We start from the raw sequence: 19,232 nt of genomic DNA on the forward strand, positions 1-19,232 counted from the left end.
TCAGCCATACCGATGATATCCGCAGGAGGGCCCAGGTCTCGCATCCGGTGGGCGCCAGTCCCACCACCTGGGACTTCACGGAGCGAGCGCCGAGCCGAACGGCAGATTCCGGACGATGCTGAAGATCGCGGCCACTGCGCCCAGGGACCACCAGAAGACCGGTTTCACCTGGACCCGCATCGGCAGTCCGCGGGCGGAACGAACCACCCATACGGCCCACAGCGCGGCGCAGATCGCGTAGCCGACGACGGCCATGGCGTTGGCGCCGAACGCCCCGGCCAGGTCACCGGTGGCGACACCGTGCGCGCTGCGCAGACCGCCGCAGCCGGGACAGTAGATGCCGGTGAGCTGGAGCAGTGGGCAGGCCGGGTAGTGGCCCGGCTCGTTGGGGTCGACCGTGCCGACGTAGGCGAAGGCCGCGGCGACACCCGCGAGGGCGACGAGCGGGGTCAGCAGCCGCCGGGCGAGCGGCGCGGGGGCCGGCGCGGGCGGCGGCGAGGGGGCGGGGGCGGGCGAAGGCTTGGCATCCACGGGGCGATTGTCCCTGCTCGTGAAGGAAGGCGCAGCCCGACCGGGGCTGCGCCTTGCTTCGAAACCTGCGAAGGCCGGATCCCGGTCCCTCTCGACCGGGCGACCGGTGGGCGACCGACCCGTCAGCGGGTCTGCATCTGCCCTGCGTCGATCCTGGCCTGGCGCACCGCGTCGGACTCCTTCGGCATGCCGAGGCCCGCGGCGCTCATGGCCAGACCGACAACGAGACCCAGCAGTATCAGGGCCAGACCGACCCAGACGCCGAGCGGGTTGGCCAGCACCATGAAGGCGCCCGAAATGCAGAAACCGATGAAGGCGATGCTGACACCGGTCCAGGCGGCCGGGGTGTGTCCGTGGCTGCTGCCCGCCATGAGTTGCTCCTCGTTGCTGTTGCTCTGTGGTGAGTCGTGGTGAGTGGGTGCTCGCGGCCCATTGTCCCGTACCCGGGCCCGTGGGTGGAGCCCGGGGTCACGCGTCGCGCGTCGGGTCCTCGCCGCGGTCGAGGGCCTTCCACAGCTCTTCGGGCCGCTCCGGGTCCGGGGCCGCCCGCGGGGCCTTGCGGGGCCTGGGGCTGCCGTCGCGCTCATAACGCCCGGACATGGCGGGCCACTTCCGGCCGTGGAACAGGGCGAGCAGCCCGGCGAGCAGGATCAGCAGGCCGCCGACCGCCGTCACGTAGGGCCACGCGGTGTGGGTCAGGGCTGCGGCAGCGGCGGTGGCGTCGCCGGTGGCCGTGGCGGCCTTCTCGTCGAGCGCAGCGCTGTCGGACGCGCCCAGGTACGCGGTGACCGCCGCGCCCGCGCCGCTCAGCGCGAGCAGCGCGGAGACCAGCAGCCGGCCGGCGCGGCGCACGGCGAACACCGCGACGAGCGCGGCCAGGCCGACGATGGCCAGTGCGGCGGGGGCGCCGGTGATGTCCTGCCCGTCGGCGACCAGCGGCAGGGAGCCGCCGCCCACGGAGGCCGTGCCCTCGGCCCAAGGCCGGCCCGATGCGAGCAGCACGACGACGGCGCCGACGGCGCCGGACAGGAGGGCGACGGCGAGGCTGCGGCGGCCGGTCGACACGGCCGGTCCGGTCTCGCCGCGCGGAAGCGGATGGGGCACTGGGGCGGGGGATGCGGCACTCACGCACTCCACTATCCCCTACGCCCAGTTCAGCCCCCGAGGCGGTTCGCCGTGTGCACCGCGCGCAGCACCGCGGCGGCCTTGTTGCGGCACTCGGTGTCCTCGGCGACCGGATCGGAGTCGGCCACCACACCCGCTCCAGCCTGCACGTACGCCGTGCCTTCGCGGAGCAGCGCGGTCCGGATGGCGATGGCGGTGTCGGAGTCGCCCGCGAAGTCGAGATAGCCGACGCAGCCGCCGTACAGGCCGCGGCGGGAGGGCTCGACCTCCTCGATGATCTGCATGGCGCGGGGCTTGGGTGCGCCGGAGAGGGTTCCGGCCGGGAAGCACGCGGTCAGTACGTCGAACGCGCTGTGGCCCGGTGCGATCCGTCCGGTCACGGTCGAGACGATGTGCATGACGTGGCTGTAGCGCTCGACCGACATGAAGTCGACGACCTCCACGCTGCCGGGCTCGCAGACCCGGCCGAGGTCGTTGCGGCCCAGGTCGACGAGCATCAGGTGCTCCGCCCGCTCCTTGGGGTCGGCGAGCAGTTCGTCGGCGAGGTCCTGGTCCTCCTGCGGTGTGGCGCCGCGCGGCCTGGTCCCGGCGATCGGGTGCAGCATGGCGCGGCCGTTCTCGACCTTGACGAGCGCCTCGGGGCTGGAGCCGACGACGTCGAAGCCGTCGAAGCGGAAGAGGTACATGTACGGCGACGGGTTGGTGGCGCGCAGCACCCGGTAGACGTCCAGCGCGCTCGCGGTGCACGGCGTCTCGAAGCGCTGGGAGGGAACGACCTGGAAGGCCTCGCCCGCGCGGATCCGCTCCTTGATGTCCTCGACGACGGCCTGGTAGGCCTCGCCGCCCCACTGCTCGGTGTACGGCGGGAGCTCGGACGGCGGCAGCGCGGTGGGCTCGGAGGGGATCGCCTGTGCCAGGTCGGCCTGCATCGCGTCGAGGCGGGCGACGGCGTCGGCGTAGGCCTCGTCGACGCCCGTGTCGAGGTCGTTGTGGTTGATCGCGTTGGCGATCAGCAGGACGGTGCCCGAGCGGTGGTCCAGGACTGCGAGGTCCGAGGTGAGCAGCATCGTCAGCTCGGGGAGGCGCAGATCGTCACGCGTGTGCTCGCCGATCCTCTCCAGGCGGCGTACGACGTCGTATCCGAGGTAGCCGACCATGCCGCCGGTGAACGGCGGCAGCTCGTCCCCCAGGTCGTGCGGGGTGTGCAGGGTCTCGACGGTGGCGCGCAGCGCGTCCAGCGGGTCGCCCTCCAGCGGTACGCCGACGGGCGGGGTGCCGAGCCAGTGCGCCCGGCCGTCACGCGCGGTGAGGGTCGCGGCGCTGCGTACGCCGACGAAGGAGTAGCGGGACCAGGAGCGGCCGTTCTCGGCGGACTCCAGCAGGAACGTACCGGGGCGCTCCGCGGCGAGCTTGCGGTAGAGCCCGACAGGGGTGTCGCCGTCCGCGAGCAGTCTGCGGCTGACGGGGATGACACGACGGTCGACGGCAAGCTTGCGGAAGGTCTCCAGATCCATGAGCGCAGACCCTACTGGCCGGAAGAGTGTCCGGAAGACTCTCCCAGAGGCAGCACATCCGCGTCGAAACAGGTGCGCGCACCGGTGTGGCAGGCGGCGCCGATCTGGTCGACCCGGACGAGGAGGGTGTCGGCGTCGCAGTCCAGGGCGACGGACTTGACGTGCTGGAAGTGTCCCGAGGTGTCGCCCTTGACCCAGTACTCCTGGCGGCTGCGGCTCCAGTAGGTGCAGCGCCCCGTCGTGAGGGTGCGGTGCAGGGCCTCGTCGTCCATCCAGCCGAGCATCAGCACCTCGCCGGTGTCGTACTGCTGGGCGATGGCCGGGACCAGGCCGTCGGCGCTGCGCTTGAGGCGGGCGGCGAGGGCGGGGTCGAGACTGCTGGGGCGGGGCGCGCTGGTCATGGTCCCCATTGTGCCGCGCGGGCGGAGACCGGTGGACCCGCTGTCCGGTCTCTGGACGCCCGGAGCGGGCACCGCGGGGACATTTGACGCGCGGCGCCGTGGCCGTGAACGGTGACGCGCCGTACGCTGGCCGTCATGTCGACCCATGCCAAGCGTGAACGACTTCTGCTCGCCGACCTGTTGGAGGCGGCGGGACCCGACGCCCTCACTCTGTGCGACGGCTGGAAGACCCGCGAGCTAGCCGCTCATGTCGTGGTGCGTGAGCGCCGCCCCGATGCCGCGGGAGGAATACTGTTGGGGGCCCTGAAGAACCGCCTGGAGCGGGTGCAGGCCGAGTTCACCGCGAAGCCGTACGAGGAGCTGATCCAGCTCATCCGTACGGGTCCGCCGCGGATGTCGCCGTACTCCCTCAAGCAGCTGGACGAAGCGGCCAACACCATCGAGTTCTACGTCCACGCCGAGGACGTCAGGCGGGCACAGCCCGACTGGACGCCCCGCGAGCTCGACGTGGTCTTCGCGAACGCCCTGTGGGGGCGGATCGAGAAGATGGCGCGGGTGCTGGGCCGCAAGGCCCCGGTGGGCCTGGTGCTGCGCCGCCCGGACGGCCAGACGGCGGTGGCGCACCGGGGGACGCCGGTGGTGACGGTCACCGGCGAGCCCGGTGAGCTGGTGCTCTTCGCCTACGGCCGGCAGGACGCGGCGCAGGTGGAGGTGGCGGGCGACAAGGAAGCGGTGGCCCGCCTGCACGAGACCAGGCTCGGTATCTCGTAGCTCTCCCCCGTGGAGGCGGGCGGCGCGGTCGCGCTACCTGACCGGGTGGCCCGCCTCCCGCAAGGTGTTCTTGACCTCGGAGATCCGCAGGTCGCCGAAGTGGAAGACGGAGGCGGCAAGCACCGCGTCCGCGCCCGCCGCGACGGCCGGTGCGAAGTGGTCGAGCTTGCCGGCGCCGCCGCTCGCGATCACCGGCACGGTGACGTGCGCGCGCACCGCCGCGATCATCTCGGTGTCGTAGCCGTCCTTGGTGCCGTCGGCGTCCATCGAGTTGAGCAGGATCTCACCGGCGCCGAGCTCGGCGGCCCGGTGCGCCCATTCGACGGCGTCGATGCCGGCGGACTCGCGGCCACCGTGCGTGGTGACCTCGAAGGTACCGGCCGCGGTGCGGCGCGCGTCCACCGACAGGACGAGCACCTGGCGCCCGAACCGCTCGGCGATCTCGCGGATCAGCTCGGGGCGGGCGATGGCGGCGGTGTTGACGCCGACCTTGTCGGCGCCGGCCCGCAGCAGCTTGTCGACGTCCTCGGTGGTGCGGACACCGCCGCCGACGGTCAGCGGGATGAAGACCTGCTCGGCGGTGCGGCGCACCACGTCGTACGTGGTCTCGCGGTTGCCCGAGGACGCGGTGATGTCGAGGAAGGTCAGCTCGTCGGCGCCCTCGGCGTCGTACAGCTTGGCCATCTCCACCGGGTCGCCGGCGTCGCGGAGATTCTGGAAGTTGACGCCCTTGACGACCCGGCCGTTGTCGACGTCCAGGCAGGGGATGACTCGGACCGCGAGGGTCATGACTCGGGTGCTCCTCGGAAGGCTTCGACCTCGACCTCGACGACCTGGCTGGGGTCCACGAAGCCGGAAACAATGATCATTGAGGCGGCCGGGCGGACGTCGTCGAACAGCTCCTTGTGGGCGCGGCCGACATCGTCCACGTCCCGGGCGTGGGTGAGGTACATCCGGGTGCGCACCACGTGCTCCCGGCCGAGGCCGAGCTCTTCGAGGGCGGCGACGGCCACGCCGAACGCGATGACCGTCTGCTCGTAGGGCGTGCCTTCGGCGATCCGGCCGTCGGCGGTCGACGTGCAGCCGGACACCAGGACGAGACCGTTGGGCAGCGCCACCGCGCGCGAGGAGCCGAAGGTCTCCTCTCCCGGGGCACCGGACGACACACGGCGTACTTCGGTCATGAGGACACAGCCTCCAGCGCTTCTTCGAGGGTGAACGCCTTCGCGTACAGCGCCTTTCCCACGATCGCACCCTCCACGCCGTCCGGCACCAGCGAGGCGATGGCCCGCAGGTCGTCGAGCGAGGAGACGCCGCCGGAGGCGACGACGGGCTTGTCGGTGGCGGCGCAGACGTTCTTCAGGAGGTCCAGGTTGGGGCCCTGGAGCGTGCCGTCCTTGGCGATGTCGGTGACGACGTAGCGCGCGCAGCCCTCGGCGTCGAGGCGGGCGAGTGTTTCGAAGAGGTCGCCGCCGTCGCGGGTCCAGCCCCGGCCGCGCAGCGTCGTGCCGCGTACGTCCAGGCCGACCGCGATCTTGTCGCCGTGCTCGGCGATGACCTTGGCGACCCACTCCGGGGTCTCCAGCGCGGCCGTGCCGAGGTTGACGCGGCGACAGCCGGTGGCGAGGGCCGCGGCGAGTGAGGCGTCGTCGCGGATGCCGCCGGACAGCTCGACCTTGATGTCCATGGAGCGGGCCACCTCGGCGATCTGCGCCCGGTTGTCACCGGTGCCGAACGCCGCGTCGAGGTCGACGAGGTGCAGCCACTCGGCGCCGGAGCGCTGCCAGGCGAGTGCGGCCTGGAGCGGGTCGCCGTACGACGTCTCGGAGCCGGATTCGCCGTGGACGAGGCGCACGGCCTGGCCGTCGCGGACGTCGACGGCGGGGAGGAGTTCGAGCTTCGCGGTGGACATCAGAGGGTTCCGATCCAGTTGGTCAGCAGCTGGGCGCCGGCGTCGCCGGACTTCTCGGGGTGGAACTGGGTCGCCATCAGCGCCCCGTTCTCGACGGCCGCCACGAAGGGCTCGCCGTGCGTGGCCCAGGTGACCCTGGGGACACGGATCTTGGCGTTGGTGACTTCCAGGCTCCAGTCGTGCACGGCGTAGGAGTGCACGAAGTAGAAGCGCGTTTCGGCGTCGAGGCCGGCGAAGAGCTCGCTGTCCTTGGCGGCCTCGACGGTGTTCCACCCCATGTGGGGGACGATCGGTGCCTGGAGCGGGCCGACCGTGCCGGGCCACTCGTCGAGGCCCGCGGTCTCCACGCCGTGCTCGATGCCGCGCTCGAAGAGGATCTGCATGCCGACGCAGATGCCCATGACGGGGCGCCCGCCGGCCAGTCTGCGGCCGACGATCCAGTCGCCGCGCGCGTCCTTGAGGCCCTGCATGCACGCCGAGAAGGCGCCGACGCCGGGGACCAGCAGGCCGTCGGCGTTCATGGCCCGGTCGAAGTCGCGGGTGATCTCGACGTCCGCGCCGACGTGGTCGAGGGCGCGCTCGGCGGAGCGGACGTTGCCGAAGCCGTAGTCGAAGACGACGACCTTTTTCGCTGCGCTCATCCCCAGAGTCCTTGGATCCGCATGATGCCGGCGGCCAGGCACATCACGGCGCCGAGGCCGAGGAGCACGATGACGCCCTTGGGCAGCTGCTGCTTCCAGAAGGAGTACACGCCGCCGAGGAGGAAGAGTCCGACGACGATCAGGATGGTGTTCAGGCCGGTCACAGGGCGCCCTTGGTCGAGGGGAGGATGCCGGCGGCGCGCGGGTCGTGCTCGCACGCGTAGCGCAGGGCGCGGGCGAGTGCCTTGAACTGGCACTCCACGATGTGGTGCGCGTTGCGCCCGTACGGGACGTGCACGTGCAGCGCGATCTGGGCCTGCGCGACGAAGGACTCCAGGATGTGCCGGGTCATCGTCGTGTCGTACGCGCCGATCATCGGCGCCATGTTCTCCGGCTCGGTGTGCACCAGGTACGGGCGGCCCGAGAGGTCCACGGTGACCTGGGCGAGCGACTCGTCGAGCGGCACCGTGCAGTTGCCGAAGCGGTAGATGCCGACCTTGTCGCCGAGCGCCTGCTTGAAGGCGGCGCCGATCGCGAGCGCGGTGTCCTCGATGGTGTGGTGCGAGTCGATGTGCAGATCGCCGTCGGTCTTCACGGTGAGGTCGAACAGGCCGTGGCGGCCGAGCTGGTCGAGCATGTGGTCGTAGAAGCCGACGCCTGTCGACACATCGACCTTGCCGGTGCCGTCGAGGTTGAGCTCGACGACGACCGAAGTCTCCTTGGTGGTGCGCTCCACGCGTCCCACACGTCCTACCCGGCTCATGCGCTCTGCTCCTTCATCATTTCGCGAACCGCATCGAGGAACGCGTCGTTCTCGGCCGGGGTGCCGGCGGTGACCCGCAGCCGGCCCGGTACGCCGTTGTCACGGACCAGGACGCCCTGGTCGAGGATCCGCTGCCATGCGGCGTGGGAGTCGTCGAAGCGGCCGAACTGCACGAAGTTCGCGTCCGAGTCGGTGACCTCGCAGCCCATTGCCCGCAACTCGGTGACCAGGCGGTCCCGCTCGGTCTTGAGCTGCTCGACGTACCCGAGCAGGGTATCGGTGTGTTCGAGGGCGGCGAGCGCGGTGGCCTGGGTGACGGACGACAGGTGGTACGGCAGGCGCACCAGCTGTACGGCGTCGACCACCGCGGGGTCGGCGGCCAGATAGCCCAGGCGCAGGCCGGCGGCGCCGAAGGCCTTCGACATGGTGCGGGAGAGGACCAGGGTCGGGCGGCCCTCGATCAGCGGCAGCAGGGAGGGGTGGTGGCTGAACTCGCCGTACGCCTCGTCGACCACCACCATCGTCGGCTTGACGGCCTGCGCCGCGTCGTACAGCGCGAGGACGGTGTCGGCCTTGACGGCGGTGCCCGTGGGGTTGTTGGGCGAGGTGATGAAGACGACGTCGGGCCGCTGCTCGGCGATGGTCCGGCGGGCCGCCACCACGTCGATGGTGAAGTCCTCCCGGCGCGGCCCGGAGATCCAGCCGGTGCCGGTGCCCCGGGAGATGAGGGCGTGCATCGAGTACGAGGGCTCGAAGCCGATGGCGGTCCTGCCGGGTCCGCCGAAGGTCTGCAGCAGCTGCTGGATGACCTCGTTGGAGCCGTTGGCCGCCCAGACGTTGGCCGCGGCGACCTCGTGCCCGGCGGTGCGGGTGAGGTAGCGGGCCAGTTCGGTGCGCAGCTCGACCACGTCCCGGTCCGGGTAGCGGTTGAGAGCGCGGGCGGCCTCGCGGACGCGCTCGGCGATCCGCTCGACGAGCGCCTCGGGCAGCGGGTACGGATTCTCGTTGGTGTTCAGCCGCACCGGTACGTCGAGCTGGGGCGCCCCGTACGGGGACATGCCGCGCAGCTCGTCCCGGACGGGCAGGTCGTCGATGCCGTTGACGCGGGGGCTACGGGTCATCGCTGCGGCACCTTCCATCCGTCGAAGCGCGCCTTCACGGCGGCGCCGTGCGCGGGCAGGTCCTCGGCCTCCGCCAGGGTCACCACGTGGTGCGCGACGTCCGCGAGGGCGTCGCGGGTGTAGTCCACGATGTGGATGCCGCGCAGGAAGGACTGGACGGAAAGGCCCGAGGAGTGACAGGCGCAGCCACCGGTCGGCAGGACGTGGTTGGAGCCCGCGCAGTAGTCGCCGAGGGAGACCGGCGCCCAAGGGCCGACGAAGATCGCGCCGGCGTTGCGCACCCGGTCGGCGACGGCGGCGGCGTCGGCGGTCTGGATCTCCAGGTGCTCCGCGCCGTAGGCGTCGACGACGCGCAGACCCTCGTCGAGGCCGTCGACCAGCACGATCGCGGACTGCCTGCCCGCGAGCGCCGGTTCGATCCGGTCGGCACGGTGCTTGCTGGCGGCCACCTGCGGAGCCAGCTCCTTCTCGACGGCGTCGGCCAGCGCGACGGAGTCGGTGACCAGGACGGCGGCGGCTAGCGGGTCGTGCTCGGCCTGGCTGATCAGGTCGGCGGCGATGTGCACCGGGTCCGCGGTGTCGTCCGCGAGGACCGCGATCTCGGTCGGGCCCGCCTCGGTGTCGATGCCGATGCGCCCGGTGAAGTAGCGCTTGGCCGCGGCGACCCAGATGTTGCCGGGGCCGGTGACCATGTTGGCGGGGGCGCAGCCGTCGGGGCCCGCGGTCCCGTACGCGAACATCGCCACGGCCTGGGCGCCGCCCGCCGCGTACACCTCGTCGATGCCGAGCAGCGCGCAGGCCGCCAGGATCGTGGGGTGCGGCAGCCCGTCGAAGGCGGCCTGCGGCGGGGAGGCCAGCGCGATGGACGGGACGCCCGCCTCCTGCGCGGGCACCACGTTCATGATCACGGAGGAGGGGTAGACGGAGAGGCCGCCGGGCGCGTAGAGGCCGACCCGGTCGACGGGCACCCACTTCTCGGTGACCGTGCCGCCGGGGACGACCTGGGTGGTGTGCGTGGCGCGGCGCTGCTCGCGGTGGACCAGTCGGGCCCGCCTGATCGATTCCTCCAGGGCCGCCCGCACGACGGGGTCGAGCCTTTCGAGCGCGTCACGGAGCGCCCGCGCGGGAACCCGCACCCGCTCCAGCTTCACACCGTCGAACTTCGCCGCGTAGTCGATCAGCGCCGCTGTGCCCCGATGGTGGACGTCCTCGCAGATCGGCCGCACCTTCTCCAGGGCGGCTTCCACGTCGAACTCGGCACGGGGCAGCAGGCCGCGCAGGTCGGCGCCCTCGGGGAGGGCGTCACCGCGCAGATCGATTCGAGAGATCACGTAGCCAATTCTCTCAGATGGCCTCCCGCCACCGGACGCCTGTATCACTGGCTGATACACGCCCCAGAACTCGTTCATGACCCCCGGCGTTCAGTCGGTCACTCAGAGGGAAGAACCAAGAGGGGTCAGGTGTACGAATACGGGAAAGGGGCGGCACTTGACGGAGCCGCAGAGCGACGTCGAAGCGCCCGACTGGCTCAGCGCCTCGGAGCTCGGCATGTGGCAGGCCTTCCGCAACGGCATCACGTACGACCTGAGCACCCGAAATCCGGTCCTGGACGATCCGATGACCGCCAGGCACTGGTCCCCCGACCGCAGAGTGCGCGCCCGAGTGGTGGCGCTGCTGCTGCTCAACGGGCCGCCCGCGACCCCGGGACGGGTCGCCTCCCTCAAACTCACCGGCGTGCAGATCACCGGCACCCTCAATCTGGCGGGCGGCCGGGTCGAGCCGTACGTCGAGCTCAACAGGTGCCGCTTCGAGAAGGAGGTGCAGCTGCCGGAGTGCCACTTCACCACGTTGCGCATGGTCGGCTGCTCGATACCGCGACTGGAGGCCTCCCGGCTGCGCACCCAGGGTGACCTGCACTTACCGCGCTGCCAGGTGCCCGGCGGCATCCGGCTCACCGACGCACAGATCGGCACGGACCTGCTGATCAGCCAGATCGTCGTGCACCAGGACCGCAAGGGCCGCTCGATCTCCGCGGACGGTCTGTCCGTCGCCCAGGACCTGCAGGCCGAGATGATCGAGTCGCACGGCGAGTTCAGCCTGCGCGGCGCGAAGGTCGGTGTGTCACTGAGTCTGCGCGGCAGCCGGCTGCGCGCCCCCTACACCCCGGCGGGACGCCGTGCGCTGAACGCACCGCAGCTGACCGTGGAGCGCACCCTCTATCTGACCGCCGCCGGTCTCGGCCCCCAGAGCGTGCCGCTGGGCGCCACTCCCCCGTACGGCATCTCGAACACCCCACTGCACGGCACCCGGGTCCAGCACTTCGCGTGCGAGGGCGGCATCAGGCTCGACGACGGGCGGTTCGGCGACGCGGTGGACATGGAGGGCGCCCGGTTCCTCATGTCCCTCGGCCAGGAGCTGTCGATGCGCCGGATCCAGGTCCCCGAGCTGCGCTTCCTCGGCGAGCGGCCCGAGCACGGCAAGGTGGTCCTGTCCGGTGCGAAGGTCGGCAACCTGGTGGACAGCGCGGCCAGTTGGCCGGGTCCCGGTGGGCTGACGATGAACGGCTTCAGCTACGACAACCTCGTGCCGCGCGGCCAGTTCCCGCTCGCGCTGCGGCTGGAGTGGGTGACGGCCGCGACACCGGAGTACGCCCCGGAGCCGTACGAGCGTCTCGCCGCCGTGCTGCGCGGCAGCGGCGAGGACGCCGACGCCCGCGAGGTGCTCCTCGCCAAGCAGCGCAGACGCCGCGAGACCCTGCCGATCGCCGGGAAGCTGTGGGGGCTCCTGCAGGACTGGACGGTGGCGTACGGCTACCGCCCCGGCCGGGCCGCGGTGTGGATGGCCGTGCTGTGGGCGGCCGGGGCGGTGGCGTTCGCCCAGCTCGACCCGGCCGCGCTCAAGAACGCGGAGCACCCCAAGTGGAGCCCGCCCCTCTTCGCCCTCGACCTGCTGCTGCCGGTGATCAATCTGGGGCAGGAGGGGTACTGGGTGCTGACGGGCGGCTGGCAGTGGCTCGGGGCCGGCCTTGTCCTGCTCGGCTGGATCCTGGCCACGACGGTCGCGGCGGGTGCGTCGCGGCTGCTGCGCCGGAACTGACGCTCGGGACATCGGGAAGCGGCCGATCACCCCCGCTTCTTTGCCATCCCTTGACTTCGACCAGCACAACCTTCTCGTCGATACGAAAGCTTCACAGCACCCTTCTGGCGCGGCTCCCACCTGCGGTTTTCAATGGTTCACACCATGTCACTCCTTCGCGCACTCATCAGCACCGCGCGCATGATCCGCAACACTCCGGAGCTCGCCGCCGGCCTGCCGTCGGACGACGAGGTACTGCTCGACGCCCCCGACGAACAGATGGGCCCCACCCTCGTCGCGGCGGCCCTCGGCGACTACGGGCCCGCCGCCAAGCTGATGGCCGGCACCCGCGAGGCCGCCGAGTGGGAGAACCGCGACCGCTACACCACCCGCCTGGCGACCTTCGCGTACAACCGCCAGGACTGGCTGGACCAGTGGCTGGCCGCCGCGCCGCGCGACCCCGACGCCCTGCTCGTCAAGGCGGAGCTCGCTGTGCTCAGGGCCTGGGAGTCACCGGCCCGCGCCGAGCGGCTGCGCGAGATCGGCCCGCTGATCGACGCGGCGGCGCGGGGCTCCGCACGCGACCCGGTGCCCTGGCGCATCGCGCTCGACCACGCGCGGGGCACGCACGCCTCGTACTCCGCCTTCGGGGAGCTGTGGGGGGAGGCCGTCAGCCGTTCCTCGCACCACTACGGCTGCCATTCCGCAGCGCTCCAGTACCTGTCCGCCCAGTGGTACGGCTCGCACCGCGAGTGCTTCGACTTCGCCGAGCAGGCCGCCGCGGACGCGCTGCCCGGGTCGCTGGTGCAGGCCCTGCCGGTCCGGGCCGCGTTCGCGCACCTGCTGAGCAGTGGCGGGTCGATGGTGGCGTACGAGCGGATCGACGCCGCCGCCGACTGCGCCATCGAGCTCTCCGCCCGGTACGCGGCGGGCGACCCCTGGCCGGCCGAGGTCCGCAACCTCCTCGCGTACATGCTGATCAGCCGGGGACGGTGGGTCGAAGCGCTGGAACAGTTCCGGCTGATCGGGCCGCACGCGACCTCGTTTCCCTGGGCATATCTGAGCGAGGACCCGCTCGCGCAGTTCCTGGAACTGCGCGACACCGCGCGCATACAGGTCGCTCGGGTGACGCCTTTACGGCCTTCGCGCAGGACGGCACGCGGAATCAGGTCCGACGGCCATTACGCTTGAGCGTTGTGACCACCGCTCGTCTCCCCCTCTTCCCGCTCAACTCGGTCCTGTTCCCCGGCCTCGTGCTGCCGCTGAACGTCTTCGAGGAGCGTTATCGCGCCATGATGCGGGACCTGTCGAAGACCACCGACTCCGGGGAGGACGACGAGGACGAGCCCCGCCGCTTCGTCGTGGTCGCCATCCGCGACGGCCGCGAGGTCGCCCCCAGCGCCCCCGGTATGCCCGACCCGACGGCGGTGCCCGAGCGCGGGCCCGGCGCGGGCTTCGGGCCCGACCCGCTGCAGGCCTTCCACCAGGTCGGTTGTGTCGCGGACGCGGCGACGATCCGCGAACGCGAGGACGGCAGCTACGAGGTGCTCGCCACCGGCACCACCCGGGTGAAGCTGCTCTCCGTCGACGCGAGCGGCCCGTATCTGACGGCCGAGATCGAGGAGCTGCCCGAGGAGCTCGGGGAGGGCGCGGGCGTCCTCGCAGAGGGGGTGCTGCGGGCCTTCCGCAACTACCAGAAGCGGCTCGCGGGAGCGCGGGAGCGCTCACTGGCGAGCGGCGCGGAGCTGCCGGACGAGCCCTCGGTGGTGTCGTACCTGGTCGCCGCGGCGACGGTACTGGACATCCCGGCGCGTCAGCGCCTGCTCCAGGCGCCGGACGCGGCGACCCGGCTGCGGGAGGAGCTCAAGATCCTGCGCACCGAGACCGCCGTGATCCGCCACCTGCCGTCGCTGCCCGCCGTGGAGCTGACCAGGACCCCGACCAGCCCCAACTGATCCCGGAGGCGGAGCCGCCTTGGCGAAGAAGAAGCAGAGGTCGGCGGGGACCCCCGCGACCGTGGCGCTGGCCGCGGCGGACACGGCGTACACCCTGCACGCCTACGAGCACGACCCCGCGTCGCCGTCGTACGGCGAGGAGGCGGCACGCGCGCTGGGTGTCGGGGCGGACCGCGTCTTCAAGACGCTGGTCGCCGACGTGGACGGCGAGCTGACCGTGGCGGTCGTCCCGGTCGCGGGCTCGCTGGACCTCAAGGCGCTGGCTACGGCGGTCGGCGGCAAGCGCGCCGCGATGGCGGACCCGGCGGCGGCGGAACGCACGACGGGCTATGTACGGGGCGGCATCTCCCCGCTGGGCCAGCGCAAACGGCTGCGGACGGTGCTGGACTCCACCGCGTCCGCGCACCCGACCGTGTGCGTGTCGGCGGGCCGCCGCGGCCTGGAGATCGAGCTGTCCCCGGCCGACCTGGCGGCGCTCACGGACGCGGTGATCGCGCCGATCGGACGCGCCTGACCCCTCGACGGCGGGCCCGTCCTCGACTACGACCGAGGGAACGCGGGTTTCCGACCGGGGAGGGGCACGCCATGTCCAAGAAGACCCGAAAGCGCAAGTGGCGCATCAAGAAGGGCCGAGCGAACCACGGCCGCAGGCCGGCGTAACGAACCGCCGCCCACAACGCCGCCGCCGAGGGCCGCGGGGTCCGAGGGCCCTGCCCCCCACGACGTGACGGCAGCCGCACAGCGGCAGAGGTCGGGTCGGGTCGGGTCGGGGGAGAAGCGGCCTCGCCCGCACCCGGCACCGGGCCGGTCAGGCCGGCCAGCCGTCGACCCCGCCCGCCTGCGGCGGCTCCGCTGCCCCGGGCGCATGCCCCGGCGGGGGTTCGGGCGCGGTCATGGGCGCCCCGTAGTAGGGCGGCAGCTCCCACTCCGGCTCGGGGTCCCGCGGCCCGAAGAGCGCCGTCAGCGCCAGATGGACCAACAGCGCCGCGAGCGGCCAGGCCAGGAGCGCGCCCTTCGCCGCGAGTTCGAGCGGTGCGTCGAAGGGGACTCCCTGCCCGACCTCACGCGCGCGGGCCACCACGTCGTCCGGGCCGCCCCAGACGCCGATCCCCCAGGCGAGGAGCGAGCCGAACAGCCCGCCCAGCGCCAGAGCGACCACCGGCGGAATACCGCCGCGCCGGTTGAACCAGAACACCACGGCCGCGCTCACGGCACCGAAGGCGAGCGCGAGCAGGACGAACGTGCCGTCCGCGCCGACCGCTTCCTCGCCCTCGGTGTCCTGGAGGAAAACGGCCTTGTCCGTGGAGACCAGCGGCACCCTGGGGGCCAGCCACATCCACAGCAGCCCGAGCGCCACACCCGCGACCGTCATGGCCGCGACCACCAACGCGGCCCTGGCCACCTCCATCGACAGACTGGGCCCCTCGTCCGCTGCGGGCTCGAAGGGAGGAACGGCCCCGGCGTCGGACTTCTGCCAGGGATCGTTCGGCGGCTGCTGGTGAGGCGGCGTCAGGGGAGCGGTCACCCTGCCATCGTGCCAGGCCGTACCGGCGCGTGCCTCACCGGACCGCTGCCCGCCGGTACGCCCAAGTGGCCAGCGCGAGCGACGCGACACCGACCGCCGCGCAGACCCCGAGGTCGAGCGCGACGGCGGACCAGTCCGGATGCGCGTCGAAGGTCCGCGCGAAGGCCTCCACGCCGTACGTCGAGGGCAACAGATCGCGGGCGTACGAGATGGGGCCGGGCAGCCGGTCGGCGGGCAGTACGCCGAGCAGCAGCGCCGCTGACATGCCCAGCTGACCGAGGAGCGTGGCGAGCTCCTGCCGGGGCGCGAGCAGCCCGAGCGCCGCGCCGAGCCCGGCGAGGGCCGCGCCGGCGAGCGGCACCACCGCGACCAGGATCCACAGGTGCGCGAGCGGCAGTTGGAAGAGCACACAGCCGACGACGGCCGTGACGAACGTGCCGGGAACGGTGAACGAGGCGTACGCGGCAGCCGCGCCCAGCACCACCGCGGCGGGCGGCACAGGCAGGGTGGCGTAGTGGTCGAGCCCGCCGCTCGCCCGCAGCTGCCCGAAGTACTGGGCGAGGAGGTTGAGCGCGACGAAAGCGACGACCAGCACACTCGACCCCGCGACCACGGCCCGCGCCTCGCCCCCGCCGTCGACGACCCCTCGCATCAGGACCATGATCCCGACGGACTGGAAGGTCGCGACGAAGAGCAGCGGAATGCGTGCCACCCGGGCCCGGGACAGCTGCGCCCGGTAGACGGCGGCGAGCGACGGCAGCAGCCGCGCCCGGGGCGCCAGCGGCGCGGGCCACTCCTCGGCGGCCGTGGCCTCCGCCCGGGTCCACGACCCGACGACCGCCTCAGCAGGAACGACACTCACCCCTTGACCAGCCCCTTCGTGTTCCCGCCGAGTGCGAGATAGACGTCCTCCAGGCTCGGCGTGGCCAACGTGAAGTCGTCGAGCGCCGCGAAGGCGGCGCCCCCGGTCACCGCGGCGACGGCCGCCCGCGCCTCGTCGGGCGCGAGGCGCAGCACCCAGCGGCGGCCGGATTCCTGCGCGGATTCGCGCAGCGCCGCGACCTCGGGCACATCCAGCGGCGCCCGCTCCCGCCATACGAGGTCGAGCCGTACTTCCCCGGCGACCTGCGCCTTGAGCCCGGCGGGGGTGTCGCACGCGATGACCTTGCCGCGTTCGAGGACCGCGACCCGGTCGAGGACGGTCTCGGCCTCGATGACGTTGTGGGTGACGAGCAGCACGGTCGCGCCGTTCTCGGCCCGGCGCCGGTCGACGGCGGCCCACACCGCGCGCCGCGCGACGGGGTCCATGCCGGTGGTGGGTTCGTCCAGTACGAGTACCGGCCGCTCACCCACCAGCACGGCGGCGAAACACGCGAGCCGCCGCTGCCCGCCGGACAGTTTCTTGAGCGCGCGACCGGCGATCTCGGTCAGTCCGAGCTCTTCGAGTACGTCGTCCCGCTCGGCCCGCGCCGCCTTCGCGGTGAGCCCGCGCAGGCGTCCGGTGGTCTCGGCGGCGAGCGACACGGTCAGTTCGTCGAGCGCGGTCGACTCCTGCCCGAGGTACCCGACGAGCCGCGCGGCCCGCTCCGGGTAGCGCACGAGGTCGTGCCCGAGCAGCTCCACCGTGCCGGCGTCGGGTCGCATCAGCCCGGTGAGCTGGCGCACGAGCGTCGTTTTCCCGGCGCCGTTGGGCCCGAGCAGCCCGAAGATCTCGCCGCGTCGCACATCGAGGGAGATGCCGTCGGTGGCCCGCACCTCGGGCGTCGCGGGGGTCCCACGTCGGCCCCGGGCGGCCGGATAGGTCTTGACCAGCTCTCGCACGGCACACACGACTGCCGTGTCGCGTCCCGCCTGCGCTGCGCCCGTACTCACGAGGGACGAGCCTACGGGGTTGCGGGCCCCGCACGGCCCGCGGGTCGCCTCCGCCCGCCCACGGCGCGACCCCGCCCCACGACCGGACCCGGAAACAGCGTGCCGCGCGGCGCGAACACGGTGTCGGGCCGGGGCACGGCACCGGTCCAGGCAACGGCGGTCAGGGGCTCAGCCCCGCGGGGACCCGGGCCCGGCGCCGCCCCTGCGCTACTCCCCCGCCGTCACCTGCTGCTCCGCCGCCGCCCGCACATCGATCTCGCGCCAGAACCCCGCCCTGATCGCATACCGGTCGTGCTCGTCGATCTGGTCGTCCTTGTGTGCCAGCAGCCCGAACCGCGCCGCGTACCGCAGCAGTTCACCGTCGATGCGGTGCGGGATCCGCGGATACATCGTCGAGAGCTTCTGGGTGTGTCCCGGCTCCGGGAGCCGCTCCATCCAGCGCCGGGCGAAGACCTGCCCCACCTCGAAGGGGTCGCCGCCGACCGTGGTGATGTCCTCCTCACGGTCCGCCCAGCGCTGCTCCGCGCTCGTCAGCTGCGCCAGCGTCGGCAGCGACGCGGTCTCGGGCGGCTCGCCGAGCGCGCTGCCGCCACCGCCGGGACGCTCGACCCAGCCCTTGTCGGACGACCACCGCAGCGTCGCCCCGGCGGGACTCGTGCCCGGCGGCGTCGGATGCTGCGCCGCCTGTGTGCCGGGGCCGCGCAGGCTCGCGAGATCCTTCGGTGTCGGGACACCCTTCGCACCGTGCGTCTCGTGCGCCTCATGGGGCTGCCCGGCTGCGTCCGCCGCCGCGCCGGGCGCCGCCGCAGCCGCCCCTTCGGCGTCCGGTGCGGCACCCGACCCGTTCCGTACGACCTGGGCCTGGGCCTGGGCCCGCGCGTCGGCCTGCGCCTGCGCCGCCCGTTCCGCCGACGCGGCGAGCGCCGATTCCGGCAGTGGGGCCGACAGGATCGCGGCGATTTCCGGCCGCGGAGCCGGCGGCGGTGAACAGACCCCGCCGAGCTCCTTCGCCCGTACCGCCTTGGTGATCCACGCCCGGTCCAGGACCCGCCGCTCGTCGGCCTCGGCGACCAGGTCCTCGGACTGGTTGTAGTCACCGTCCGCGGCCTGCACCGCCCACAGGTGCATCGCGACGCCGTGCTCCTTGGCGGACATCAGCCCCGGTAGCAGATCGCCGTCGCCGGTCACCAGCACAATGTCGGAGCAGGCGCGATTTCTGGCCAGTTCGGTCAGCTCCGCGTGCATCGCGGCGTCCACGCCCTTCTGCGCCCAGCGCCCGTCGCTGCGGGTCAGCGCACCGAGTCTGACCGTCACGCGCGGCATGACCCGCAGACGCCGGTGCTCGGGCTGCGGCACCCGGTCGGGGGCCCCGTCGAACCAGTAGATGCGCAGCAGAGGCTTCTCGGTATCGGCCTCCGCCCGTTCTCGGAGCCCCTGGATCAGGGCCGCGTGGTCGACGGTGATGCGGGAACGGGCCGGTTCTCCGGCCAGCAGGCTCGCGGCGGCGCCCAGCAGATAGCCGGCGTCCACCAGGACGACGCAGCGGTCCACGCGTTCCACCCTCTTTCGGGAACCTCGGGATCGGAAGTGCTTCAGGCTTCCTTCGAGTCTGCCCGACTACGTGGGGGTTGACGGCCGGAACTCGATCATCGGCGTGGCGTATCCGTAAGTTGCGCTGCGCCAGCCCCAATTACGCACGGTAATGATCCAAAATGCGCGCTTTGTCGGTACGTGTGAATCTGGTTCCGGCCCTGGCCCCTAAACCCCCCGCAGGAGGCAGCACCATGGCCAAGAACAATAAGAATCGCAAGCAGGGCGCCCAGCAGGACCGGGCGTCCGCAGCGGAGCGCGGCTCGGAGCAGGCGAAGGACAGTGCCTTCGAGGCCCAGGCCGAGCCGCAGACGACGGCGCAGGGCAGCCCCGCCGATGTTGCCCGTAAGCACCAGAAGCGCTTCGGCCACAACTGACCGAGCGTGACAGCGTGCCGTGAGGCGTCATGACGCTTCACGGCGACCGCTCGCGCCGA

Annotated in this window: 23 protein-coding genes; 6 read left to right on the top strand and 17 right to left on the bottom strand. The window is 72.3% G+C overall.

All coding sequences use genetic code 11. From position 1 onward, the window contains the following. Positions 1–75 precede the first annotated feature (75 nt). From ACLLJJ_RS07920 to hisI, 5 genes are all read right to left on the bottom strand, one after another. The gene (locus ACLLJJ_RS07920; RefSeq protein ID WP_434588562.1) at positions 76–531 is read right to left on the bottom strand and encodes a DUF2752 domain-containing protein; all 456 of its coding nucleotides are present in this window, start codon (positions 529–531) and stop codon (positions 76–78) included. A gap of 122 nt (positions 532–653) precedes the next feature. Further along, on the bottom strand, positions 654–902 hold the full coding sequence (locus tag ACLLJJ_RS07925) for an HGxxPAAW family protein (RefSeq protein WP_434588563.1): 249 nt from the start codon (positions 900–902) through the stop codon (positions 654–656). A 97-nt stretch (positions 903–999) separates the two neighbouring features. Beyond that, positions 1,000–1,659: a TIGR02234 family membrane protein gene (locus ACLLJJ_RS07930; protein WP_434588564.1), complete on the bottom strand. Its 660-nt coding sequence runs from the start codon at positions 1,657–1,659 to the stop codon at positions 1,000–1,002. Between the two features lie 26 nt (positions 1,660–1,685). After that, on the bottom strand, positions 1,686–3,170 hold the full coding sequence (locus ACLLJJ_RS07935) for an anthranilate synthase component I (protein ID WP_434588565.1): 1,485 nt from the start codon (positions 3,168–3,170) through the stop codon (positions 1,686–1,688). Between the two features lie 11 nt (positions 3,171–3,181). Then, positions 3,182–3,571 carry a phosphoribosyl-AMP cyclohydrolase gene (gene hisI / locus ACLLJJ_RS07940; RefSeq protein WP_434588566.1) on the bottom strand — a complete coding sequence of 130 codons (390 nt, stop codon included), beginning with the start codon at positions 3,569–3,571 and terminating at the stop codon, positions 3,182–3,184. A 135-nt stretch (positions 3,572–3,706) separates the two neighbouring features. Here hisI and ACLLJJ_RS07945 point away from each other — a divergent pair, with 135 nt between their 5' ends. Then, entirely contained in the window at positions 3,707–4,342 is a 636-nt protein-coding gene (locus ACLLJJ_RS07945) for a TIGR03085 family metal-binding protein (protein ID WP_434588567.1), read from the top strand. A gap of 33 nt (positions 4,343–4,375) precedes the next feature. Here ACLLJJ_RS07945 and hisF read toward each other — a convergent pair whose 3' ends face one another. From hisF to hisD, 8 genes are read right to left on the bottom strand one after another with little or no spacing between them, the layout of a single operon-like run. Continuing rightward, a complete protein-coding gene (gene hisF, locus ACLLJJ_RS07950; RefSeq protein ID WP_434588568.1) occupies positions 4,376–5,131 on the bottom strand; it encodes an imidazole glycerol phosphate synthase subunit HisF in 756 nt (251 codons plus the stop codon). Then, a complete protein-coding gene (locus ACLLJJ_RS07955) occupies positions 5,128–5,526 on the bottom strand; it encodes a RidA family protein (RefSeq protein WP_434588569.1) in 399 nt (132 codons plus the stop codon). The genes hisF and ACLLJJ_RS07955 overlap by 4 nt, the downstream gene beginning before the upstream one ends. After that, positions 5,523–6,254: a bifunctional 1-(5-phosphoribosyl)-5-((5-phosphoribosylamino)methylideneamino)imidazole-4-carboxamide isomerase/phosphoribosylanthranilate isomerase PriA gene (gene priA / locus ACLLJJ_RS07960; protein WP_434588570.1), complete on the bottom strand. Its 732-nt coding sequence runs from the start codon at positions 6,252–6,254 to the stop codon at positions 5,523–5,525. The genes ACLLJJ_RS07955 and priA overlap by 4 nt, the downstream gene beginning before the upstream one ends. Then, entirely contained in the window at positions 6,254–6,901 is a 648-nt protein-coding gene (gene hisH, locus ACLLJJ_RS07965; protein WP_434600337.1) for an imidazole glycerol phosphate synthase subunit HisH, read from the bottom strand. The genes priA and hisH overlap by 1 nt, the downstream gene beginning before the upstream one ends. Then, positions 6,892–7,059 carry a hypothetical protein gene (locus ACLLJJ_RS07970; RefSeq protein WP_283516172.1) on the bottom strand — a complete coding sequence of 56 codons (168 nt, stop codon included), beginning with the start codon at positions 7,057–7,059 and terminating at the stop codon, positions 6,892–6,894. Before ACLLJJ_RS07970 ends, hisH begins: the two co-directional genes overlap by 10 nt. After that, positions 7,056–7,658 (bottom strand): imidazoleglycerol-phosphate dehydratase HisB, encoded by a 603-nt coding sequence (gene hisB, locus ACLLJJ_RS07975; RefSeq protein WP_434588571.1) that lies wholly within the window; start codon positions 7,656–7,658, stop codon positions 7,056–7,058. Before hisB ends, ACLLJJ_RS07970 begins: the two co-directional genes overlap by 4 nt. Beyond that, positions 7,655–8,779, bottom strand: coding sequence for a histidinol-phosphate transaminase (locus tag ACLLJJ_RS07980; protein WP_434588572.1), 1,125 nt, complete (start codon positions 8,777–8,779; stop codon positions 7,655–7,657). The genes hisB and ACLLJJ_RS07980 overlap by 4 nt, the downstream gene beginning before the upstream one ends. Continuing rightward, positions 8,776–10,110: a histidinol dehydrogenase gene (gene hisD / locus ACLLJJ_RS07985; RefSeq protein ID WP_434588573.1), complete on the bottom strand. Its 1,335-nt coding sequence runs from the start codon at positions 10,108–10,110 to the stop codon at positions 8,776–8,778. The genes ACLLJJ_RS07980 and hisD overlap by 4 nt, the downstream gene beginning before the upstream one ends. Positions 10,111–10,267: 157 nt before the next feature. Between hisD and ACLLJJ_RS07990 the strand changes: the two genes are divergently transcribed. From ACLLJJ_RS07990 to ybaK, 4 genes are all read left to right on the top strand, one after another. Beyond that, entirely contained in the window at positions 10,268–11,875 is a 1,608-nt protein-coding gene (locus ACLLJJ_RS07990; protein ID WP_434588574.1) for an oxidoreductase, read from the top strand. Between the two features lie 132 nt (positions 11,876–12,007). Then, a complete protein-coding gene (locus ACLLJJ_RS07995) occupies positions 12,008–13,045 on the top strand; it encodes a hypothetical protein (protein WP_434588575.1) in 1,038 nt (345 codons plus the stop codon). 5 nt (positions 13,046–13,050) lie between these two features. After that, entirely contained in the window at positions 13,051–13,809 is a 759-nt protein-coding gene (locus ACLLJJ_RS08000) for an LON peptidase substrate-binding domain-containing protein (protein ID WP_434588576.1), read from the top strand. Between the two features lie 19 nt (positions 13,810–13,828). Then, a complete protein-coding gene (gene ybaK, locus ACLLJJ_RS08005) occupies positions 13,829–14,323 on the top strand; it encodes a Cys-tRNA(Pro) deacylase (RefSeq protein ID WP_434588577.1) in 495 nt (164 codons plus the stop codon). A 294-nt stretch (positions 14,324–14,617) separates the two neighbouring features. On the opposite strand, the gene ACLLJJ_RS08010 is transcribed toward ybaK, so the two are convergent. The 4 genes from ACLLJJ_RS08010 to ACLLJJ_RS08025 all read right to left on the bottom strand — a co-directional run bounded on the left by ACLLJJ_RS08010 (position 14,618) and on the right by ACLLJJ_RS08025 (position 18,766). Further along, positions 14,618–15,334, bottom strand: coding sequence for an ABC transporter permease (locus ACLLJJ_RS08010; RefSeq protein ID WP_434588578.1), 717 nt, complete (start codon positions 15,332–15,334; stop codon positions 14,618–14,620). Positions 15,335–15,368: 34 nt separating this feature from the next. After that, positions 15,369–16,196, bottom strand: coding sequence for an ABC transporter permease (locus ACLLJJ_RS08015; RefSeq protein ID WP_434588579.1), 828 nt, complete (start codon positions 16,194–16,196; stop codon positions 15,369–15,371). After that, positions 16,193–17,164 (bottom strand): ABC transporter ATP-binding protein, encoded by a 972-nt coding sequence (locus tag ACLLJJ_RS08020; protein WP_434600338.1) that lies wholly within the window; start codon positions 17,162–17,164, stop codon positions 16,193–16,195. Before ACLLJJ_RS08020 ends, ACLLJJ_RS08015 begins: the two co-directional genes overlap by 4 nt. Before the next feature lie 249 nt (positions 17,165–17,413). Next, positions 17,414–18,766, bottom strand: coding sequence for an NYN domain-containing protein (locus ACLLJJ_RS08025; RefSeq protein WP_434588580.1), 1,353 nt, complete (start codon positions 18,764–18,766; stop codon positions 17,414–17,416). 224 nt (positions 18,767–18,990) lie between these two features. Between ACLLJJ_RS08025 and ACLLJJ_RS08030 the strand changes: the two genes are divergently transcribed. Next, a complete protein-coding gene (locus tag ACLLJJ_RS08030) occupies positions 18,991–19,173 on the top strand; it encodes a hypothetical protein (RefSeq protein WP_434588581.1) in 183 nt (60 codons plus the stop codon). The last annotated feature ends 59 nt before the right edge of the window (positions 19,174–19,232 follow it).

Origin of the sequence: Streptomyces sp. A5-4 (assembly GCF_051131715.1) — a bacterium.
GTDB lineage: Bacteria > Actinomycetota > Actinomycetes > Streptomycetales > Streptomycetaceae > Streptomyces.

Bases quoted from the DNA above. Each gene is read 5' to 3' on its own strand.
- ACLLJJ_RS07925 (WP_434588563.1), bottom strand. From the start codon at position 902: ATGGCGGGCAGCAGCCACGGACACACCCCGGCCGCCTGGACCGGTGTC.
- ACLLJJ_RS07935 (WP_434588565.1), bottom strand. From the start codon at position 3,170: ATGGATCTGGAGACCTTCCGCAAGCTTGCCGTCGACCGTCGTGTCATC.
- hisI (WP_434588566.1), bottom strand. From the start codon at position 3,571: ATGACCAGCGCGCCCCGCCCCAGCAGTCTCGACCCCGCCCTCGCCGCC.
- ACLLJJ_RS07945 (WP_434588567.1), top strand. From the start codon at position 3,707: ATGTCGACCCATGCCAAGCGTGAACGACTTCTGCTCGCCGACCTGTTG.
- hisF (WP_434588568.1), bottom strand. From the start codon at position 5,131: ATGACCCTCGCGGTCCGAGTCATCCCCTGCCTGGACGTCGACAACGGC.
- ACLLJJ_RS07955 (WP_434588569.1), bottom strand. From the start codon at position 5,526: ATGACCGAAGTACGCCGTGTGTCGTCCGGTGCCCCGGGAGAGGAGACC.
- priA (WP_434588570.1), bottom strand. From the start codon at position 6,254: ATGTCCACCGCGAAGCTCGAACTCCTCCCCGCCGTCGACGTCCGCGAC.
- hisB (WP_434588571.1), bottom strand. From the start codon at position 7,658: ATGAGCCGGGTAGGACGTGTGGGACGCGTGGAGCGCACCACCAAGGAG.
- ACLLJJ_RS07980 (WP_434588572.1), bottom strand. From the start codon at position 8,779: ATGACCCGTAGCCCCCGCGTCAACGGCATCGACGACCTGCCCGTCCGG.
- ACLLJJ_RS07995 (WP_434588575.1), top strand. From the start codon at position 12,008: ATGGTTCACACCATGTCACTCCTTCGCGCACTCATCAGCACCGCGCGC.
- ACLLJJ_RS08030 (WP_434588581.1), top strand. From the start codon at position 18,991: ATGGCCAAGAACAATAAGAATCGCAAGCAGGGCGCCCAGCAGGACCGG.